This window comes from Ensifer sp. PDNC004 (genome assembly GCF_016919405.1).
GTDB lineage: Bacteria > Pseudomonadota > Alphaproteobacteria > Rhizobiales > Rhizobiaceae > Ensifer.
On sequence record NZ_CP070352.1, the window covers coordinates 1,060,389 to 1,076,684 of the forward strand.

The 16,296-nt window shown below is 64.1% G+C and carries 15 protein-coding genes; 12 read left to right on the forward strand and 3 right to left on the reverse strand.

Annotated elements, in window-relative coordinates; all coding sequences use genetic code 11:
* Positions 1 to 12: 12 nt before the first annotated feature.
* Complete coding sequence (locus tag JVX98_RS04660; RefSeq protein ID WP_205235966.1) at positions 13 to 906, reverse strand: LysR family transcriptional regulator; 894 nt, start codon at positions 904 to 906, stop codon at positions 13 to 15.
* 148 nt (positions 907 to 1,054) lie between these two features.
* Between JVX98_RS04660 and JVX98_RS04665 the strand changes: the two genes are divergently transcribed.
* The 3 genes from JVX98_RS04665 to JVX98_RS04675 all read left to right on the forward strand — a co-directional run bounded on the left by JVX98_RS04665 (position 1,055) and on the right by JVX98_RS04675 (position 5,081).
* Positions 1,055 to 1,666: a glutathione S-transferase family protein gene (locus JVX98_RS04665; protein WP_192451188.1), complete on the forward strand. Its 612-nt coding sequence runs from the start codon at positions 1,055 to 1,057 to the stop codon at positions 1,664 to 1,666.
* A gap of 59 nt (positions 1,667 to 1,725) precedes the next feature.
* Positions 1,726 to 3,792 carry a pyridoxamine 5'-phosphate oxidase family protein gene (locus JVX98_RS04670; RefSeq protein WP_205235967.1) on the forward strand — a complete coding sequence of 689 codons (2,067 nt, stop codon included), beginning with the start codon at positions 1,726 to 1,728 and terminating at the stop codon, positions 3,790 to 3,792.
* A 68-nt stretch (positions 3,793 to 3,860) separates the two neighbouring features.
* Complete coding sequence (locus JVX98_RS04675; RefSeq protein ID WP_205235968.1) at positions 3,861 to 5,081, forward strand: adenylate/guanylate cyclase domain-containing protein; 1,221 nt, start codon at positions 3,861 to 3,863, stop codon at positions 5,079 to 5,081.
* 10 nt (positions 5,082 to 5,091) lie between these two features.
* On the opposite strand, the gene JVX98_RS04680 is transcribed toward JVX98_RS04675, so the two are convergent.
* Positions 5,092 to 5,385 (reverse strand): DUF6074 family protein, encoded by a 294-nt coding sequence (locus JVX98_RS04680; protein WP_043615232.1) that lies wholly within the window; start codon positions 5,383 to 5,385, stop codon positions 5,092 to 5,094.
* Positions 5,386 to 5,722: 337 nt separating this feature from the next.
* Here JVX98_RS04680 and JVX98_RS04685 point away from each other — a divergent pair, with 337 nt between their 5' ends.
* The 9 genes from JVX98_RS04685 to JVX98_RS04725 all read left to right on the forward strand — a co-directional run bounded on the left by JVX98_RS04685 (position 5,723) and on the right by JVX98_RS04725 (position 15,001).
* A complete protein-coding gene (locus JVX98_RS04685; RefSeq protein WP_205235969.1) occupies positions 5,723 to 7,441 on the forward strand; it encodes an ABC transporter ATP-binding protein in 1,719 nt (572 codons plus the stop codon).
* Positions 7,442 to 7,538: 97 nt separating this feature from the next.
* Positions 7,539 to 9,101, forward strand: coding sequence for a D-aminopeptidase (locus tag JVX98_RS04690; RefSeq protein ID WP_205235970.1), 1,563 nt, complete (start codon positions 7,539 to 7,541; stop codon positions 9,099 to 9,101).
* A gap of 78 nt (positions 9,102 to 9,179) precedes the next feature.
* Positions 9,180 to 9,965, forward strand: a complete 786-nt coding sequence (locus JVX98_RS04695) for a pseudouridine synthase (protein WP_205235971.1) — start codon at positions 9,180 to 9,182, stop codon at positions 9,963 to 9,965.
* A 229-nt stretch (positions 9,966 to 10,194) separates the two neighbouring features.
* Complete coding sequence (locus JVX98_RS04700) at positions 10,195 to 11,172, forward strand: tripartite tricarboxylate transporter substrate-binding protein (protein ID WP_205235972.1); 978 nt, start codon at positions 10,195 to 10,197, stop codon at positions 11,170 to 11,172.
* A gap of 216 nt (positions 11,173 to 11,388) precedes the next feature.
* Positions 11,389 to 11,850, forward strand: a complete 462-nt coding sequence (locus JVX98_RS04705) for a tripartite tricarboxylate transporter TctB family protein (RefSeq protein WP_043615217.1) — start codon at positions 11,389 to 11,391, stop codon at positions 11,848 to 11,850.
* 10 nt (positions 11,851 to 11,860) lie between these two features.
* Entirely contained in the window at positions 11,861 to 13,366 is a 1,506-nt protein-coding gene (locus JVX98_RS04710) for a tripartite tricarboxylate transporter permease (protein WP_205235973.1), read from the forward strand.
* A gap of 180 nt (positions 13,367 to 13,546) precedes the next feature.
* Complete coding sequence (locus tag JVX98_RS04715; protein ID WP_205235974.1) at positions 13,547 to 13,942, forward strand: hypothetical protein; 396 nt, start codon at positions 13,547 to 13,549, stop codon at positions 13,940 to 13,942.
* Positions 13,943 to 14,031: 89 nt separating this feature from the next.
* On the forward strand, positions 14,032 to 14,730 hold the full coding sequence (locus JVX98_RS04720) for a helix-turn-helix domain-containing protein (RefSeq protein WP_205235975.1): 699 nt from the start codon (positions 14,032 to 14,034) through the stop codon (positions 14,728 to 14,730).
* 55 nt (positions 14,731 to 14,785) lie between these two features.
* Positions 14,786 to 15,001, forward strand: coding sequence for a hypothetical protein (locus tag JVX98_RS04725; RefSeq protein ID WP_205235976.1), 216 nt, complete (start codon positions 14,786 to 14,788; stop codon positions 14,999 to 15,001).
* 44 nt (positions 15,002 to 15,045) lie between these two features.
* On the opposite strand, the gene JVX98_RS04730 is transcribed toward JVX98_RS04725, so the two are convergent.
* Entirely contained in the window at positions 15,046 to 16,209 is a 1,164-nt protein-coding gene (locus JVX98_RS04730) for an RHE_PE00001 family protein (RefSeq protein ID WP_205235977.1), read from the reverse strand.
* Positions 16,210 to 16,296: the final 87 nt, after the last annotated feature.

Genomic DNA, 16,296 nt, shown 5'->3' on the forward strand with positions numbered 1-16,296 from the left:
GGACGCTTGCCGCTATCGCAGGACCGCGCGCAGCCGCGGGGCCGCGAAATCGACGAAGGCCCTGAGCTTCATCGGCACCAGCCCCTGCGGAAGATAGACGAGCTGGACCGGCAGCGCCGGGTGCTCGAACGTCTCCAGCAGAGGCACGAGCAGGCCATCCGCCACCTGGCGCGCCACCTGATAGGACAACACCCGCGTCAAGCCGAGACCGGATATCGCCGCGTCGACGGCGGATTCCGCCGTATTGACGATCAGCCGCGACCGGATCGGCGCAGCCAGCTCGCGCCCGTCGTCGAGGAAACGCCAGACATGGGCGGCCGTGACGTTTTCGAAGGTGATGCAATCATGGTCGGCAAGTTCGCTCGGATGCCGGAGCACGCCGTGTCGCGCGACATAGTCGGGGCTAGCATAAACCACCCGACGCACCGCGCCGATCTTCGTCGCGACGAGATTGCTGTCGGGCAGGTTGCCGATCCTCAACGCCACGTCGATGTGATCGTCGACGAGATTGGCGAACCGGTCGCCCAAGGCGAGCCGCATATCGACCTCGGGATGGGCCTTGAGGAATTCGACCAGGACGGGAAGCACGTGTAGGCGCCCGAAGACGATGGGTGCGGAGACCGTCAGATCGCCCTTGATCGTTCTGTATTCGCCGGCCGCCACCCGTTCCGCCTCTTCGACACGGGCGAGAATCTCCTTGGCCGCCTCGACATAGGCGCGGCCGGCCTCGGTCAGCTGGATCCGGCGGTTGGTCCTGGTGACGAGCTGCGCGCCCAGATGCGCTTCAAGCTCGGAAAGCTTCCGGCTGATCGTGGCGAGCGGCACCTTGAGGTGTCGGGAGGCGGCCGACAGGCTGCCGTGTTCGACGACCGCAAGCAGAACCCCCATAGCATTGAGGCGATCCATCTCCATCCTTCCGATATTTGGAAATCAGACTATCGAAATTGCATTCTACTGCCGAAATTTGGAAAGTCATAGATTGATCCTCGAAGGCGGTTCATCCCGAACCGCCGGAGGGCCGTGACGGTTCTCAAGCTCTTCGAGGACATTTTCCATGAAACTCTATCGCCACCCGCTCTCCGGCCACTCGCACCGGGCGCAGCTTTTCCTGTCGCTGCTCGGCGTGCCGCACGAGCTGATCGACGTCGATCTCAAGGCGCGGGCACACAAGGCGCCGGATTTCCTGGCGCTCAATCCCTTCGGCCAGGTGCCGGTGCTCGACGACGAGGGCATTGTCATCGCCGACTCAAACGCCATCCTCGTTTATCTCGCCAAGAAGCTCGGCCGCATCGACTGGCTGCCGGAAGATCCGGCCGCAGCGGCGAAGGTGCAGAAATGGCTCTCGGTTGCCGCCGGCGACATCGCCTTCGGTCCGGCAGCCGCACGTCTCGTCACGGTCTTCGGCGCCAATCTGGATGCCGATGGAGCGATCTCCAGGGCCCACCGGGTGCTTGCACAGATCGATGCCGAGCTTGCCGGCCACGATTTCCTCGTGGGCGCAAGGCCGACCATCGCCGACGTCGCCCTCTACAGCTACGTGTCGGCAGCACCGGAAGGAAACGTCGATCTTTCCGACTACGCCCATGTCCGCGCCTGGCTTTCGCGTATCGAGCGCCTGCCCGGTTTCGTCAGCTTCCAGAAGACCGCAGTCGGCCTCGCGGCCTGATCCAAGCTTCCCGGGGCGGCAGCGCTGCCCCGGTCCCCTTGCAACCGGGACACCCGACCATGCCGGACAACGCACAGCAGAAAAAACCGGATTCGCCCTGGCACGAAGGCGAACTCGCCATCCAGCGCAGCCTCGGCGTCGCCGAGCGCATGGATGCGACCGGGCGCAATTTCGTGCGCAGTTTCATGCCGGAGCAGCACCAGCAGTTCTTCCCGATGCTGCCCTTCGCCATGTTCGGGGCCGTCGATGCGAGCGGCGATGTCTGGGCGACGATGCGTGCCGCAGCCCCCGGCTTCATGCAGGCGCCGGACGCCTGGAACCTCGACATACGGTTGCCCCGCGACCCGGACGATCCGGCCGATGCCGGCATGGACGACGCGCACTCCATCGGCATGCTCGGCATCCAGCTCGAGACCCGGCGCCGAAACCGACTGAACGGCGCGATCCAACGCGATGGCGGCGACGGCTTCACGCTCCGCGTCCGGCAGAGCTTCGGCAACTGCCCGCAATATATCCAGCTTCGCCAGTTCACCTTCGTTCGTGACCCGCACCAGCCGGCATCGGTGCGCCCGGTACATGGTAGCGTGCTCGACGCGCGCGCCCGGGCGATCATCGCCAAGGCCGACACCTTCTTCGTCGCCTCCTACGTCGATCGCGATAGCGGCGAGCGCCAGGTCGACGTCTCGCATCGCGGCGGCAAGGCGGGTTTCGTGCAGATCGGCGAGGACGGCGTGCTGACGATCCCGGACTTCTCCGGAAACCTGTTCTTCAACACGCTCGGCAACTTCATGGTCAATCCGCGCGCCGGCCTGCTGTTCGTCGATTTTGCGACCGGCGACATGCTGCAGATGACCGGCAGCGCCGAAGTCATCCTGTCCTCCCCGGAAGTCGCGGCATTCCAAGGAGCTGAGCGGCTCTGGCGCTTCCGGCCGGAAAAGGTCATCTACCGCGAGGACGGCCTGCCGCTTCGCTGGGCCTTCGCGGAGGGCGGCTGGTCTCCAAGCCTCACGTCCACCGGCGACTGGGACCAGGCAAAGGTCCGGCTTGAGGCCGCAACCCTTGCCGATGCGTGGCGCCCGTTCCGGATTGCCCGCGTCGAGGACGAGAGCACGACGATCCGCTCGCTCTACCTCGAACCGGATGACGGCGTCGGGCTCATGGCCCACCAGGCCGGCCAGCACCTGCCGATCCGCATCAAGGTCGAAGACGGCGAAAGACCGCTCGTCAGAAGCTATACCCTGTCCTCGGCACCGACGGATGGTCTCTACCGCATCAGCGTCAAGAAGGACGGCGTGGCTTCCCTCCATCTACATGGGCTGACGCCGGGAGACCGGATCGAGGCGCGGGCGCCTGCCGGTGCCTTTACCATCGACGGAACCGAGCGGCGTCCGGCCGTGCTGATCGGCGCCGGCGTCGGCATTACGCCGATCCTTGCCATGCTCAAGCACATTGTCGCTGAAAGCCGCCGCAAGCGGCGCATGCGTCCGACCTGGGTCTTCCAGGCCGCCCGCTCGCTGGAAGAACGCGCCTTCGATCGGGAGATCGCCGACCTCGTCGCGGAAGGAGAGAGCAATATTCGCCTGGTGCGGGTGCTGAGCCAGCCGGCAACAGCCACCGAAGGCCAGGACTATGACATCGCCGGTCGCATCGACCTTACCCATCTCAAGGCCACCCTGCCCTTCGACGACTACGATTTCTACCTCTGCGGCCCGGCCGCCTTCACCCAGTCGCTCTATGACGGTCTGCGGGCGCTCAACATCGCCGATGCCCGTATCCATGCGGAGGCCTTCGGGCTGTCGTCGCTGACCCGGCGGCCGGACGGCGGTTCTACCCCGACGATGGAGCCGGCGGCAAACGCCCCGGTTCACGTCGTCTTTGCCAAATCGAGCAAGGAGGCGCGCTGGCAGCCGGGCGAAGGCACGTTGCTCGATCTCGCGGAGGCACGGGGTCTCAACCCGGACTACGGCTGCCGCAACGGCAGTTGCGGCACCTGCCGGACGCCGGTGCTGGAGGGCAAGGTAACCTATCCCTCGCAACCTTCTTTCCCGGTCGCCGAAGGCGAAGCGCTCATCTGTTGCGCTGTGCCGGCCGAAAGCGAGGCGGGCAAACTGCATCTTTCGCTCTGAGCCCTGGTTCGGCTATGGATGGTGCACCACATCATCAGGCAGTCGACCTCGGCCGAGCGGGATGCGCCATGAACGACCAACAGCTACGCGATATCGTGCTCTGGCTTTCAGAACAGGGCCTAAAAGGACTGGACGAGCCGGAGCTGTTTGCCGGCTTCTGCGAGCAATGTCGCGCAGCTGGTCTCGACCTTGCCCGCGCGCTCGGGCTGATCGACACGCTGCACCCCGAATTCGAGGGGCGCGCCTTCCAGTGGAACGATGAAAGCGACATTACCCCGGAAGTCATCCAGTACGGCTCGACGACCACGGGTGAGGCGCTGCTGAACTGGCAGAACTCGATCTTCTACCACATGCTGCGCGACCGGACCGCCGAGCGCCGCATCCGGCTTTCAGCCGACGAAGGCACCACCTACAACATACTGGACAAGCTGAAGGGCGAGGGCCACACCGACTGCGTCAGCATGATCCACCACTTCACCGACCAGGGCCGTGTCGGCGAGATGGACTGTTTCTATTCCTATTGGACGACACGGAGCGACGGCGGCTTCAGCGAGGATGACATCGCAGCGCTCAGGATCCTGTTGCCGACGCTTGCGCTGGCGGTGAAGGCCGGCTCCTGCGTTCGCATCATCAGCACGCTTGCCGACGTCTACCTCGGCGCCGATGCCGGCCAGCGCGTCGTCAAGGGCAGCATTGCGCGCGGTTCGGCCGAACGCATCGAAACGGTCATGTGGTTTTCCGACCTGCGCGGCTATACGCGCATCTCCGACACCGCCGCCCCCGACGAGATCATTCCGCTTCTCAACGATTATTCAGGAACCGTGATCACCGCCATTCACGACCATGGCGGCAGCGTGCTGAAGCTGATCGGCGACGGTGTTCTGGCGATCTTCAATGCCGACGATCCGGGGACGGCCTGCGCCAACGCAATCGCCGCCGAACGGCAGCTGCGCCGTATGCTCGCGGAACTCGACGCCCGCCGGCAGGCCGAGAGCAAGCCGACCACAGAGGTCTATCTCGGGCTCCATATCGGCGAAGTCTTCTACGGCAATATCGGCAGCCAGACCCGCCTCGATTTCACCGTGGTCGGCCCGGCTGTCAATGAAGTGAGCCGAATTGCCTCGATGTGCCGTTCGGTCGAGCGGCACATGATCATGTCGTCTGATTTCGTCGAAGCCTGCCCGCCGGATGAACGGGGTCACGCGGTCTCGCTCGGCCGCTTTGCACTGCGCGGCATTGCGAGGGCCAAGGAGCTGTTTACCTGGGATCCGGAGCTGCCGGTGGCCTGAGCCGCGGCGGCTACTGGCTCATTGCTCCTGCGGAAAGGCGCGAGAGGTGGCGATGCTGCAGCTCGATCTGGACCTCGTCCTGGAAGTCCATCACCTGACGGCGGACTTCGTCTTCCGAGCAGCCGCAGGCAAAAAGCTCGTCGGCTAGAGCGCGGCAGCGGCGGCGCCAGAATTGCAGCGCCTCGGCACCGTGCAGATCTTCAAGCTCGGCGGCAGCACTGCGAATGGCATGCAATCTCCTGACCACGGGAAACGGAACAATGGTGTTGGTTTCCGTGGCTTCCACTGATTGATTGCCTGCCATCGTCTCGTTTGCCCCCTGGACTTCGTGCGCTCACTCGAACGCACAAAGACGCCCTACGCGTTTCGGTATCGAACAATCGCTCCGCCTCCGGTGTCCCCAATCGAAGGCGAATTGTTCTGCTGATTCCATTTCTACGAAGCCTATGGTTAACGTTTCCTTCCCACCGGTGCCGAAGTGAACCGATTGCGTCTCCCAGGTGCCAGAGACATCGGTCGCGTCACGTGGCCGACACGCTTTCGCGCTTTTCTGGGTTGGTTTCGGTCCAAAAACATGACATTGACCATCATCTTTCTATCAGCGCCCCACGGCGCCCCCCGCCCCCAGTGAGTGCACGTGCATGCTGAAGCGTTTCTTCGCGTTCTACCGCCCCTATCGCGGCCTGTTCATTCTCGACTTCTCCTGCGCCGTGCTCTCGGGCCTGCTCGAACTCGGCTTCCCGATTGCGGTGAAGCTGTTCGTCGACCAGCTGTTGCCGAGCCAGGAGTGGACGCTGATCCTGCTGTCCTCCGTGGGGCTGCTCATCGTCTACCTGCTCAACACCGGCCTGATGGCGACCGTCACCTATTGGGGCCATATGCTCGGTATCAATATCGAGACGGACATGCGGCGCATGGCCTTCGACCATCTGCAAAAACTGTCCTTCTCGTTCTTCGACAACCAGAAGACCGGCCATCTCGTCGGAAGGCTGACCAAAGATCTCGAGGAAATCGGCGAGGTCGCGCATCACGGACCGGAAGATCTGTTCATTGCCGTCATGACCTTCATCGGCGCGCTGATCCTGATGCTGATGGTGCATTGGCAGCTGGCGCTGATCACCGCCGCCGTCGTACCGTTGACGGCCTGGGTGACCAGCCGCTACGGCGGGCGCATGACCCGGAACTTCCGCAATCTCTACGGCCGGATCGGAGACTTCAACGCCCGGATCGAGGAAAATGTCGGCGGCATGCGCGTGGTTCAGGCCTTTGCCAACGAGGAGCACGAGCGCAGCCTGTTCGAGACCGACAACCAGAACTATCGCCGCACCAAGCTCGAAGCCTACCGCATCATGGCGGCGAGCACGTCGCTCAGCTACTTGAGCATGCGGCTGACGCAGCTGATCGTGATGATCACTGGATGCTACTTCGTGCTGACGGGCGAGCTGACCAATGGCGGCTTCGTCAGCTTCCTGCTTCTCGTCGGCGTCTTCTTCCGCCCGGTCGAGAAGATCAACTCGGTCATCGAAACCTATCCGAAGGGCATCGCCGGCTTCAAGCGCTTCCTTGAGCTGATGGAAACCGAGCCCGATATCGAGGATCGCCCCGGAGCGTCCGACGTCGCCGATCTCAAGGGCGACATCTCCTACCGAAATGTCTCGTTCGGCTACAGCGCCGAAAAGCCGATCATCCAGAACATCGACCTGACGATCCATGCCGGCGAGACGATCGCTTTTGTCGGTCCCTCGGGCGCCGGCAAGACGACGATCTGCTCGCTGCTTCCGCGTTTCTACGAAGTAATGGAAGGCGCAATCACCGTCGACGGCACCGATATCCGCGACATCACCTTGGCGTCGCTGCGCGGCCAGATCGGCATCGTGCAGCAGGATGTCTTCCTCTTTGCCGGCACCATCCGCGACAACATCGCCTACGGGCGGCTCGGCGCGAGCGAAGCCGACATCCTGGACGCGGCGCGCCGCGCCCGGCTCGACGGCATGATTGCCGCCCTGCCAGACGGCATGGACACGGTGATCGGCGAACGCGGCGTCAAGCTTTCCGGCGGGCAGAAGCAGCGGCTGGCAATCGCCCGCATGTTCCTGAAAAACCCCGCGATCCTCATTCTCGACGAGGCCACCTCGGCGCTCGACACGGAAACTGAGAGAGCCATCCAGCAGTCCCTCGCCGAACTCTCCAAGGGGCGCACGACGCTGATCATCGCACACCGGCTGGCGACGATCCGCGATGCCGACCGCATCGTCGTCGTCGACGGCAGCGGCATTCGCGAGCAGGGACCGCATGCGACGCTGCTGGCCGCCAAGGGCGCCTATAGCCGGCTCTATCACGCCCAGGCCAGCGCCGGCTGAGGAGAGCGGTCGACGCGGCATTGCAAGTGCCGGGACGGGGCGGTACGAACGAAGGCAGACACCGCCCTGCCCTTCGTCGGACCGATCCTTAAGCGCCATGACCACTTTTGAACTCTCCGCTCTCGAACGCGCCGTAAAAGCCCTGCCCCAACACTATCCTGGTCCCGGCGGCGTCGCCGGTGTGGTCCGGGATGGCCAGGTGATCCTCAGCCACAGTTGGGGCTATGCGGACCTCACCGCCCGCAGGCCGATGACGGCGACGACCCGCGTACCGATCTGCTCGATCACCAAGCAGATGACCTGCGCCGTGCTTCTGGACACGGTCGGCGAACCGGCGACGCTCGACCGCGCGCTCGATGCCTATCTGCCCCTCCTTGAAGGCAGGCGCCCGACGGTCAACCATCTCTGTCACAACCAGTCGGGACTGCGCGACTACTGGGCGCTGACCGTGCTGCAGGGCGCCAGGCACGACGGTGTCTTCCGCCGCGAGGACGCACGTCCCCTGCTCTCCTCCGCGCGCTCGACCCATTTCGAGCCGGGCACGCGCTACTCCTATTCGAACGGCAATTTCCGCATTCTCGCCGACCTCATCGAAGAGCATACCGGGCGCTCGATGGCCGAGCTTTATCAGCGCTCCGTCTTCGGCCCGGCCGACATGCGGACCGCCGCCCTCACCGCCGATACGAGCCTGCCCCCCGACGGCATTGTTGGCTACGAGGGGAACGAGACGGCCGGCTATTTCGAGGCGGTCAACAATATCTACTGGGCCGGCGATGCCGGTGTTTCGGCTTCGCTCGACGATATGCTCGCCTGGGAATGCTTCATCGACCGGACGCGTGATGACGCGAACGGCCTCTATCGCCGCCTGTCCGCACCGCAGACCTATGCCGATGGCCGCCCGGCCCATTATGGGTTCGGCCTTGCGCATGAGAAGATCGGCGAGATCGCCATGACCGGCCACGGCGGCGCGCTGCGCGGTTTCCGCAGCCGCAGGCTCTATGCGCCCACCGAGCGCCTTTCCGTCGTGGTGATGTTCAATCACGAGGCCGATGCCCATGCGGCCGCGACGGCGCTGATGAAGGTCGCCCTTGGCCACAGCGATGCCGAGCCCGCGACCGGCACCTGGGACGCCGACGGCACCGGCAGCTATCTCGACCCGGAAACGGGCCTTGCACTCGTTACCAGGCCGACCGGCAAATCCCGCGTCGCGCTGAGCTTCGCCACGGGCGCCGAGACGCTTGCCGTCGGTCCGGATGGCCGCGCGCAGTCGGCGGCCGTTACGCTTCGGGTGGAAGGCGCCTCGCTTCACATGGAGCGCCCGCGGGAGAACCTGACGGTTCACGCTGCGCGCATCTCCGGCACCGCCAAGCCGGATATCGCCGGCCGCTACCATGCAGCAGAACTCGACGCCCATCTCGACATCGTCTCTGCCAACGGCGTCTTCTATGGCGGTTTCGACGGCCCGCTTGGCAGAGGCGCCATGCACGCCATGCGGCCGCTCGCCGAAGATGTCTGGCTGCTGCGCTGCAAACGCTCGATGGACGCGCCGGCACCGGGAGACTGGACCGTACTCGTTTCGCGTGACGCAGACGGCAAGGTGACGGGGCTGACGATCGGCTGCTGGCTCGCCCGGCGGATCGACTATAGCAAGATCGGCTGATGTCCAGATCGCGCCGCCGGCTATGCTTGGCATCGAGACCATGCACCACGAGATGACCAGGAACCGGAAGACCAGCACGTGAAACAGAAGCGACCGACTGCCGCCCGAGATACGGGCCGCCGCCCCGCGGCCGATACGGGCAAGCGCGTGACTGTCGCCCGCGCCCTTTCCAAGCTTGGCTACTGCTCGCGCACGCAGGCCGAAAAGCTGGTGCTTGAAGGCCGCGTCAGCATCAACGGCCGCAAGGCGCCTGGTCTCTCCGCATGGGTCGATGTCGACACGGACCGTCTCGCCGTCGACGGTAAGGCCGTGCTTGCCGAAGAGAAGGTCTACCTGATGCTGAACAAGCCGCGCGGGCTGGTGACGACCAGGCATGACCCGGAGGGCCGGCCGACGGTCTTCGACTGCCTGAAGGACGTGGATTCCACCCATCTGTCGCCGGTCGGCCGCCTCGACAAGGCGAGCGAAGGTCTTCTGCTGTTCACCAACGACACGGTGCTTGCGCAGCGGCTGCTCGACCCGGAAACCCATGTTGGCAAGATCTACCACGTACAACTGACAGGGCAGATCGACGACACACAGCTTGCGCAAATGGTCACCGGCATCGATGAAGGCGGCGAGACGTTGCGGGCCGCCCGGGCCGAACACTTGCGCGCGGGAGACCGCAACATGTGGATCGAGGTGGAACTCGAAGAGGGTCGAAACCGCCAGATCCGCCGCATGCTCGACGCGCTCGGCTTCGAGGTGCTGCGGCTGCTGCGGGTCTCGATCGGGGCGATCGCTCTCGGTGATTTGCCGAAGGGTGCGGCACGAGCGCTCAGCGCCGACGAAATCGCCGATCTGAGGCGGCGCACCGGCCTCTAGGAAATCATGGGCGTGGCTTTGCGAAACGCGCGATGGGTGGATTTCCACCCACGCCAGCGCCGCCATGTTTCCGAATCCACCCAAAGTCCCTGTCCCCTCCCGACAAATGCGTCTGATCGCCTGGACAGGCCGTTGTCTGCATCCAGATTGCGTCTGCAAATGGGGGCATCCAGTACCGGCGTGGGAGGAAACCTTGCCGGCTGGCCATATTTCATCCGGGAGGAAGAAGATGAAAACCCTCAATGCATTGCTCGGCGCCGTCGCCGCCCTTTCCATTTTCGCCGTTTCCGCCAACGCACAGACCTATCCCGAGCGTTCGATCACCATGGTCGTGCCCTTCTCCGCCGGTGGCCCGACGGATACGGTTGCGCGTCTGGTTGCCGAATCCATGTCGAAGGATCTCGGCCAGCAGATCATCGTCGAGAACGTCGGCGGCGCCGGCGGCACGCTTGGCGCAGGTCGCGTCGCCCAGGCCGATCCGGACGGCTATACCGTTCTGCTCCACCACATCGGCATGGCGACCAGCGCCACGCTCTACCGCAAGCTCGCCTATGACACGCTGAACGCCTTCGAATATGTCGGCCTCGTCACCGAGGTGCCGATGACCATCGTTGCCCGCAAGGATCTCGAGCCGACCGACCTCAAGAGCCTCGTCGAATATGTGAAGGCGAACAAGGACACGGTTACCGTCGCCAACGCCGGCATCGGCGCCGCCTCGCACCTTTGCGGCATGATGTTTATGAGCGCCATCGAAACGCCGCTGACCACCGTTCCCTACAAGGGCACCGGCCCGGCGATGACCGACCTTCTCGGTGGCCAGGTCGATATCATGTGCGACCAGACGACCAACACCACCAAGCAGATCCAGGGCGGCACGATCAAGGCTTACGCCGTTACCTCGCAGGAACGCCTCAAGGTCTTCCCGGACCTGCCGACCACCTCCGAAGGTGGCCTGCCGAACCTGCAGGTTGGCATCTGGCACGGCGTCTACGCGCCGAAGGGTACGCCGGCTGAAGTGACCGAACGTCTGTCGAAGTCGCTGCAGGTCGCGCTCAAGGATCCGAACGTGGTTGCCCGATTCGGCGAACTCGGCACCGAGCCATCTTCGGACGCAGACGCCACGCCGGCCGCACTGAAGACCAAGCTCGAAGGCGAAATCGCCCGCTGGAAGCCGGTCATCGAAGCCGCCGGCCAGTACGCCGACTAATCCATCGCTCATCGCGCCGCGCTCTCGATCCGTCTCGGGGCGCGGCGGTTCTGACATGGGCATCCGGCGGTGTCCGGGTGGGCGCCGTCAACACTGGTTGACAGCTGTCAACGCGACGTTGCCCAATGTGCGAACCCGGCGCGAGCCGGCAATGCCAATGCGGGGGGCCGTCGACGCCTCGGCCCGGCTACCCCCGCGAAAACAAATGGGGACACGATGAAATCACTCTCCTTCGATAGCACCAATGCGCTCTGCGGCGGGATCCTGACCGCGGTCGGCCTGTTCTTCGCCTGGCAGGCCTTCAACCTCGAGCTCGGCACGGCCTTCCGCATGGGGCCCGGCTATTTCCCGCTCGTGCTCGCGATCATCCTGACGCTCCTCGGCATCGTGATCCTCGTACAGTCCACCCGCGTCCAGGGGGAACCGATCGGCGCGATCGCGCTGCGTGGCATGCTCTTCATCTTGCCGGCACCGGTCTTCTTCGGCCTCACGGTCCGCGGCCTCGGCTTCGTGCCATCGCTGTTCTTCACGGCACTCATCGCCTGCTTTGCCTCTGGCCGCATGACCCCGCTCATGGCTTTGGCGCTCTCCGCAGTGCTCACGGCCTTCTCCGTCGCCGTGTTCAGCTATGGTCTCGGCCTGCCCTTCCAGCGCTTCGGCCCCTGGGTCCAGTTCTAGGAGACGCGCAATGGAACTTTTCAACAATCTCGCGCTCGGCTTTGTGACCGCCGGTTCGCCCGCCAACCTGCTCTTCTGCCTGATCGGCGTACTTCTCGGCACCCTGATCGGCGTGCTTCCCGGCATCGGCGCCACCGCAACCATCGCAATGCTCCTGCCGATCACCTTCCAGCTCGAGCCGGTCTCCTCGCTGATCATGCTGGCCGGTATCTACTACGGCGCGCAATATGGCGGCTCGACCACGGCAATCCTGATCAACATGCCGGGCGAATCCTCGTCGGCCGTCACTGCGATCGACGGCTACCAGATGGCCCGCAAAGGGCGAGCGGGCGCGGCCCTTGCGATCGCAGCCCTTGGCTCATTCTTCGCCGGCACCGTCTCCACCTTCCTCGTCGCCGTGTTTGCGCCGCCACTGACGGAAATTGCCCTGCAGTTCGGCGCCGCCGAGTACTTCTCGCTGATGATCGTCGGTCTCGTCTCGTCGATCGCGCTTGCCCATGGGTCTATCGTCAAGGCGCTGGCGATGGTCGCGCTCGGCCTGCTACTCGGACTGGTCGGCACCGATATCTACTCCGGCACACCGCGCTTTACCCTCGGCATCCGCGAATATGCCGACGGACTGAATTTCGTGGCCCTCGCCGTCGGCGTCTTCGGCATAGCCGAGATCCTGCGCAACCTTGAAAACGAAAGCACCCGCGAGGTGCTGATGGCCAAGGTCACGGACCTGATGCCGACAAAGGACGATTTCAAGCGCATGTTCGCGCCCGTCGTGCGCGGTACCATCATCGGCTCGGCGCTCGGCATCCTGCCCGGCGGCGGCGCGATCCTCGCCGCCTTTGCGTCCTACACCGTCGAGAAACGCGTCTCGGACCATCCCGAGGAGTTCGGTCACGGCGCCATCGCCGGCGTTGCCGGTCCGGAAAGCGCCAACAATGCCGGCGCGCAGACCTCGTTTATTCCACTCCTGACGCTCGGCATCCCGGCCAACCCGGTCATGGCGCTGATGATCGGTGCGATGATCATCCAGGGCATCGTGCCCGGACCGAACGTTGCCACCGAGCAGCCGGCCCTCTTCTGGGGCATCATCGCCTCGATGTGGATCGGCAACCTGATGCTGGTGGTCCTGAACCTGCCGTTGATCGGGCTTTGGGTGAAGCTGCTCAAGATCCCTTACTACGTGCTCTTCCCGATCATCATGGCCTTCTGCTCTATCGGGGTCTACAGCGTCAACTCCAACGTCTACGACCTCTATGCCGTCGCCTTCTTCGGCCTGGTCGGCTACCTGCTGTTGAAGCTGCGCTGCGAACCGGCGCCGCTGCTGCTCGGCTTCGTGCTCGGGCCACTGCTCGAAGAAAACCTTCGTCGGGCCATGATCCTGTCGCGCGGCGACCCGACGACCTTCGTTGCCCGGCCGATCAGCGCCATCCTGCTTCTGATTGCGGCTCTGGTGCTCGTCGTCGTGTTCCTGCCCAGCGTTAAGGCCAAGCGCCAGGAGGTCTTTGTCGAGGAGGATTGATCCTGCCCGCCAATTTCGTCACAATACCAATATAATTCAATAACTTAACCGCCGCGCCTCCAATTGGAAGCGCGGCGTTTTGCTGCCTGCGGCATTCTGCCCCTGCGCGGTTTGCCACATTGAGCTTTATCAAGCCAGTCGCCTATCTCTGCCCCATCGAAACAGAAACGAGCCGGGGCGATGACACGTCGCGAGAAAGCCAGATGGAACAATGCCGTGCGCATGCTTTGCGCCGCGGCTCTGTTCCTGCTTGGTTTTGCCCATCTCGGCCCTGCGCTCGCCGCGCGCCTGCCGGCGGCGGAACTGGCGCTTTATGACCTGCCCGACGGATCCTTGCCCGACTTTTGCCAGACCGGTTTGGGTGAAGACGGCAAGGAGCAGCCCGGTCATAAACATGTCTGCAGCGCCTGTCGGTTCTTCTGGGCGCTGCTGGCACCGCCGGACGGTTCTCTTAGCGAACGTCTGGAGGGTAGCCGCACGCCAGCAATCCGGGTGTCGGCAGTTCAACCGACGCCGCAAGTTCACGCTCCCAATGCCCGTCCCCGAGGCCCACCGCAGGTCGTCATCCGGCTTTGACCTCCGTTGACAGCTGTCAACATCCTCCTTCGACGCCGGTCGGCATCGGGGCGTCACGCCCCCTTGCCTCGGTCATGCGGACGTTTTTCATGCCAGAAACCCTGATCACCACTGCCGCGCCAGCGGCTCCTCCCCGCGCGTCCTCGATAAGGCCGCCTCGCCCGGCATCGCGCAGCCGTGTCGTCGGCGAAAACCTGACCCTGCTCTATGAGGGCGGACGCAACCGCGCGCTCTACCGTGTCATTGACGGCTGCGTCGTGCTTTCGCAACTCCTCGACGACGGTCGTCGGCAGATCACCGACGTGCTCGGGCCGGGCCGGCTCTTCGGCTTCACCATCGACGGCCGCAATATCGCCACCGCCGAAACCCTGAGCATCGCCCGCATCGAACCCTTGGGTGATGCGGATCTCAACGCAACCAATCCGGCCGTAGCGAGCGAGCTGAAGACGACGCTTCACCGGATGCAGGTCCATGCCACGCTGCTTGGCCGCAAGACCGCCAGCGAGAAAGTCGCCAGTGCATTGGTGGAACTGTCGCGCCTGTTCAATCGAACCGGCCGCAACGGCGCCCCTGCCCGGTTGAGCTTCCACCTGCACCTGACCCGCGCCGACCTTGCGGACTGGCTCGGTCTTACCGTCGAAACGGTGAGCCGTTGTCTCAACCGCTTCAAGCGCGAGGGCCTGATCGACTTCAGCCATCCGAAGACAATGCGTGTCCTTGATCCCGAACGCCTCGAAGCGGCCGCTGGCTTCACCCGTCAACGAACCGGCGACACGATACGCCCCTGAATAAAACCCGCGCCGCCTGTCCCCCCAATGCGGCCACCTACGCAAAGGAAAAACCATGATTGCGAGACTTGTCTACCACGTGCCGGTGTTCGGCTGGATGCTGAAGGAAGCCGTGCAAGGTTCACAGACCGCCAAGGTGCTGTTTCTCGTCAACTGTGCGCTGCTCTGGCTGCTCGCCATCCTCACCTTCGGATACCCGGCAATCATCATTCCGGCCCTGATACTGGTGCCGGTGATCTTCGTTCTCCTGATCCTGATCACGATGGGCTGAACGCCACCTCATCCCGGCATCAAGCTTTCAGGCCTGACGCCGTCTCAAAGCACGCCCCAGCCGCGGTAACGCCCGCGGCCGGTCATCTCGCGGATGCCAAGCTCGCGAACGAGGTTCAGCGCGCCACGCGGTGTTACGCCGACATGCTTGGCGACCAAAGCCGCCGAAACGATCGGCCGCGACAGAACCAGGTCGATCAGGGCCGGCAGACTGCTGTTGGAACGACGATCGCGGATGCGCATGTCCATCTGAGTCTTCGCGAGCGACAGCCGGTCGAGTTCCCTGAGACCGAGATCCGCCGTCACCGTCATCGCCTCCAGGAACGCGCTCCAGCGGGTCAGGGGATCCTGGGACCTCCGTCGCTCATAGCGGATGGTCTTAAGCCCTATGTTGAACGACAGCAGGTGGGAGGTGACTTTGCCTCTGGAGCGCAGGTAAGCGCCGACCAACAGTGCCCCCAGCCAATGCTGACGGCGCAAGGGTTCCTTCCGATCCCAGGCATCGAAAAGCAAGGCGGCGCCAAGGCAGGGCGGCAACTGATCAGCCGCAGCTGTCATCTGGCGCCATTCGTCGAGACGTGCATCCTCGTCCCAATCCTCGTCGAAGAGCAGGCCGAGCTGTCCCACCGGCTCGCGCGCGGTGGCAAGCGCCGTCCGTTCGACGACCTCCAACGTATCTTGGTCATGGGCGTCGAGCAGGCGTTGCGATCGAGCGATGGCCGCATCGATGGCCGCGAACTCGGCTGCCATCGGATTGTTGTCGCCTTCGTCCTCCACCTCGCGCTCCGGCTCACGGTCGACACCTGCTGCCCGATGCGTTTCGCCGCGGCCAAGCGCGGGGAGATCAAGCTCCGATGCAGGGCTGTGCTCGCCCCTCAGCGTTGCAAGCCCCGGGGCGGAAAGGGCCCAACCAGGCTCGCCGAGCCAAATGCGGCGGCGGGTTCTCAGGACCGAGTGGGCGATGGTCAATTCGTGGGTCGGCGTACGGACGTCCATGTGCGCATCGTGCAGCACAAGATCCTCGACGTGAACGAGTTCGCCCGCCACCCACAGCGCTGCCGTCGCATCGAAGAAATGGCCGCGTTCGCGGTATCCGTCCTCGACGACATGACGGTTGGTGCGCTCATCCAGGCGCGCCAGGGCGTCTTCGGCCGAAATCATCAGCGGGATGAGCGTTGGATGGTAGGGATCGGGAGACTGGTATCGCATTTTGAATGTAAACGGTTGCTGCGGATGTTGACCGTAACACGAGAATCATTTCCCCCAACAGGCAGGAGACGCTTTCTCCACCGCTTG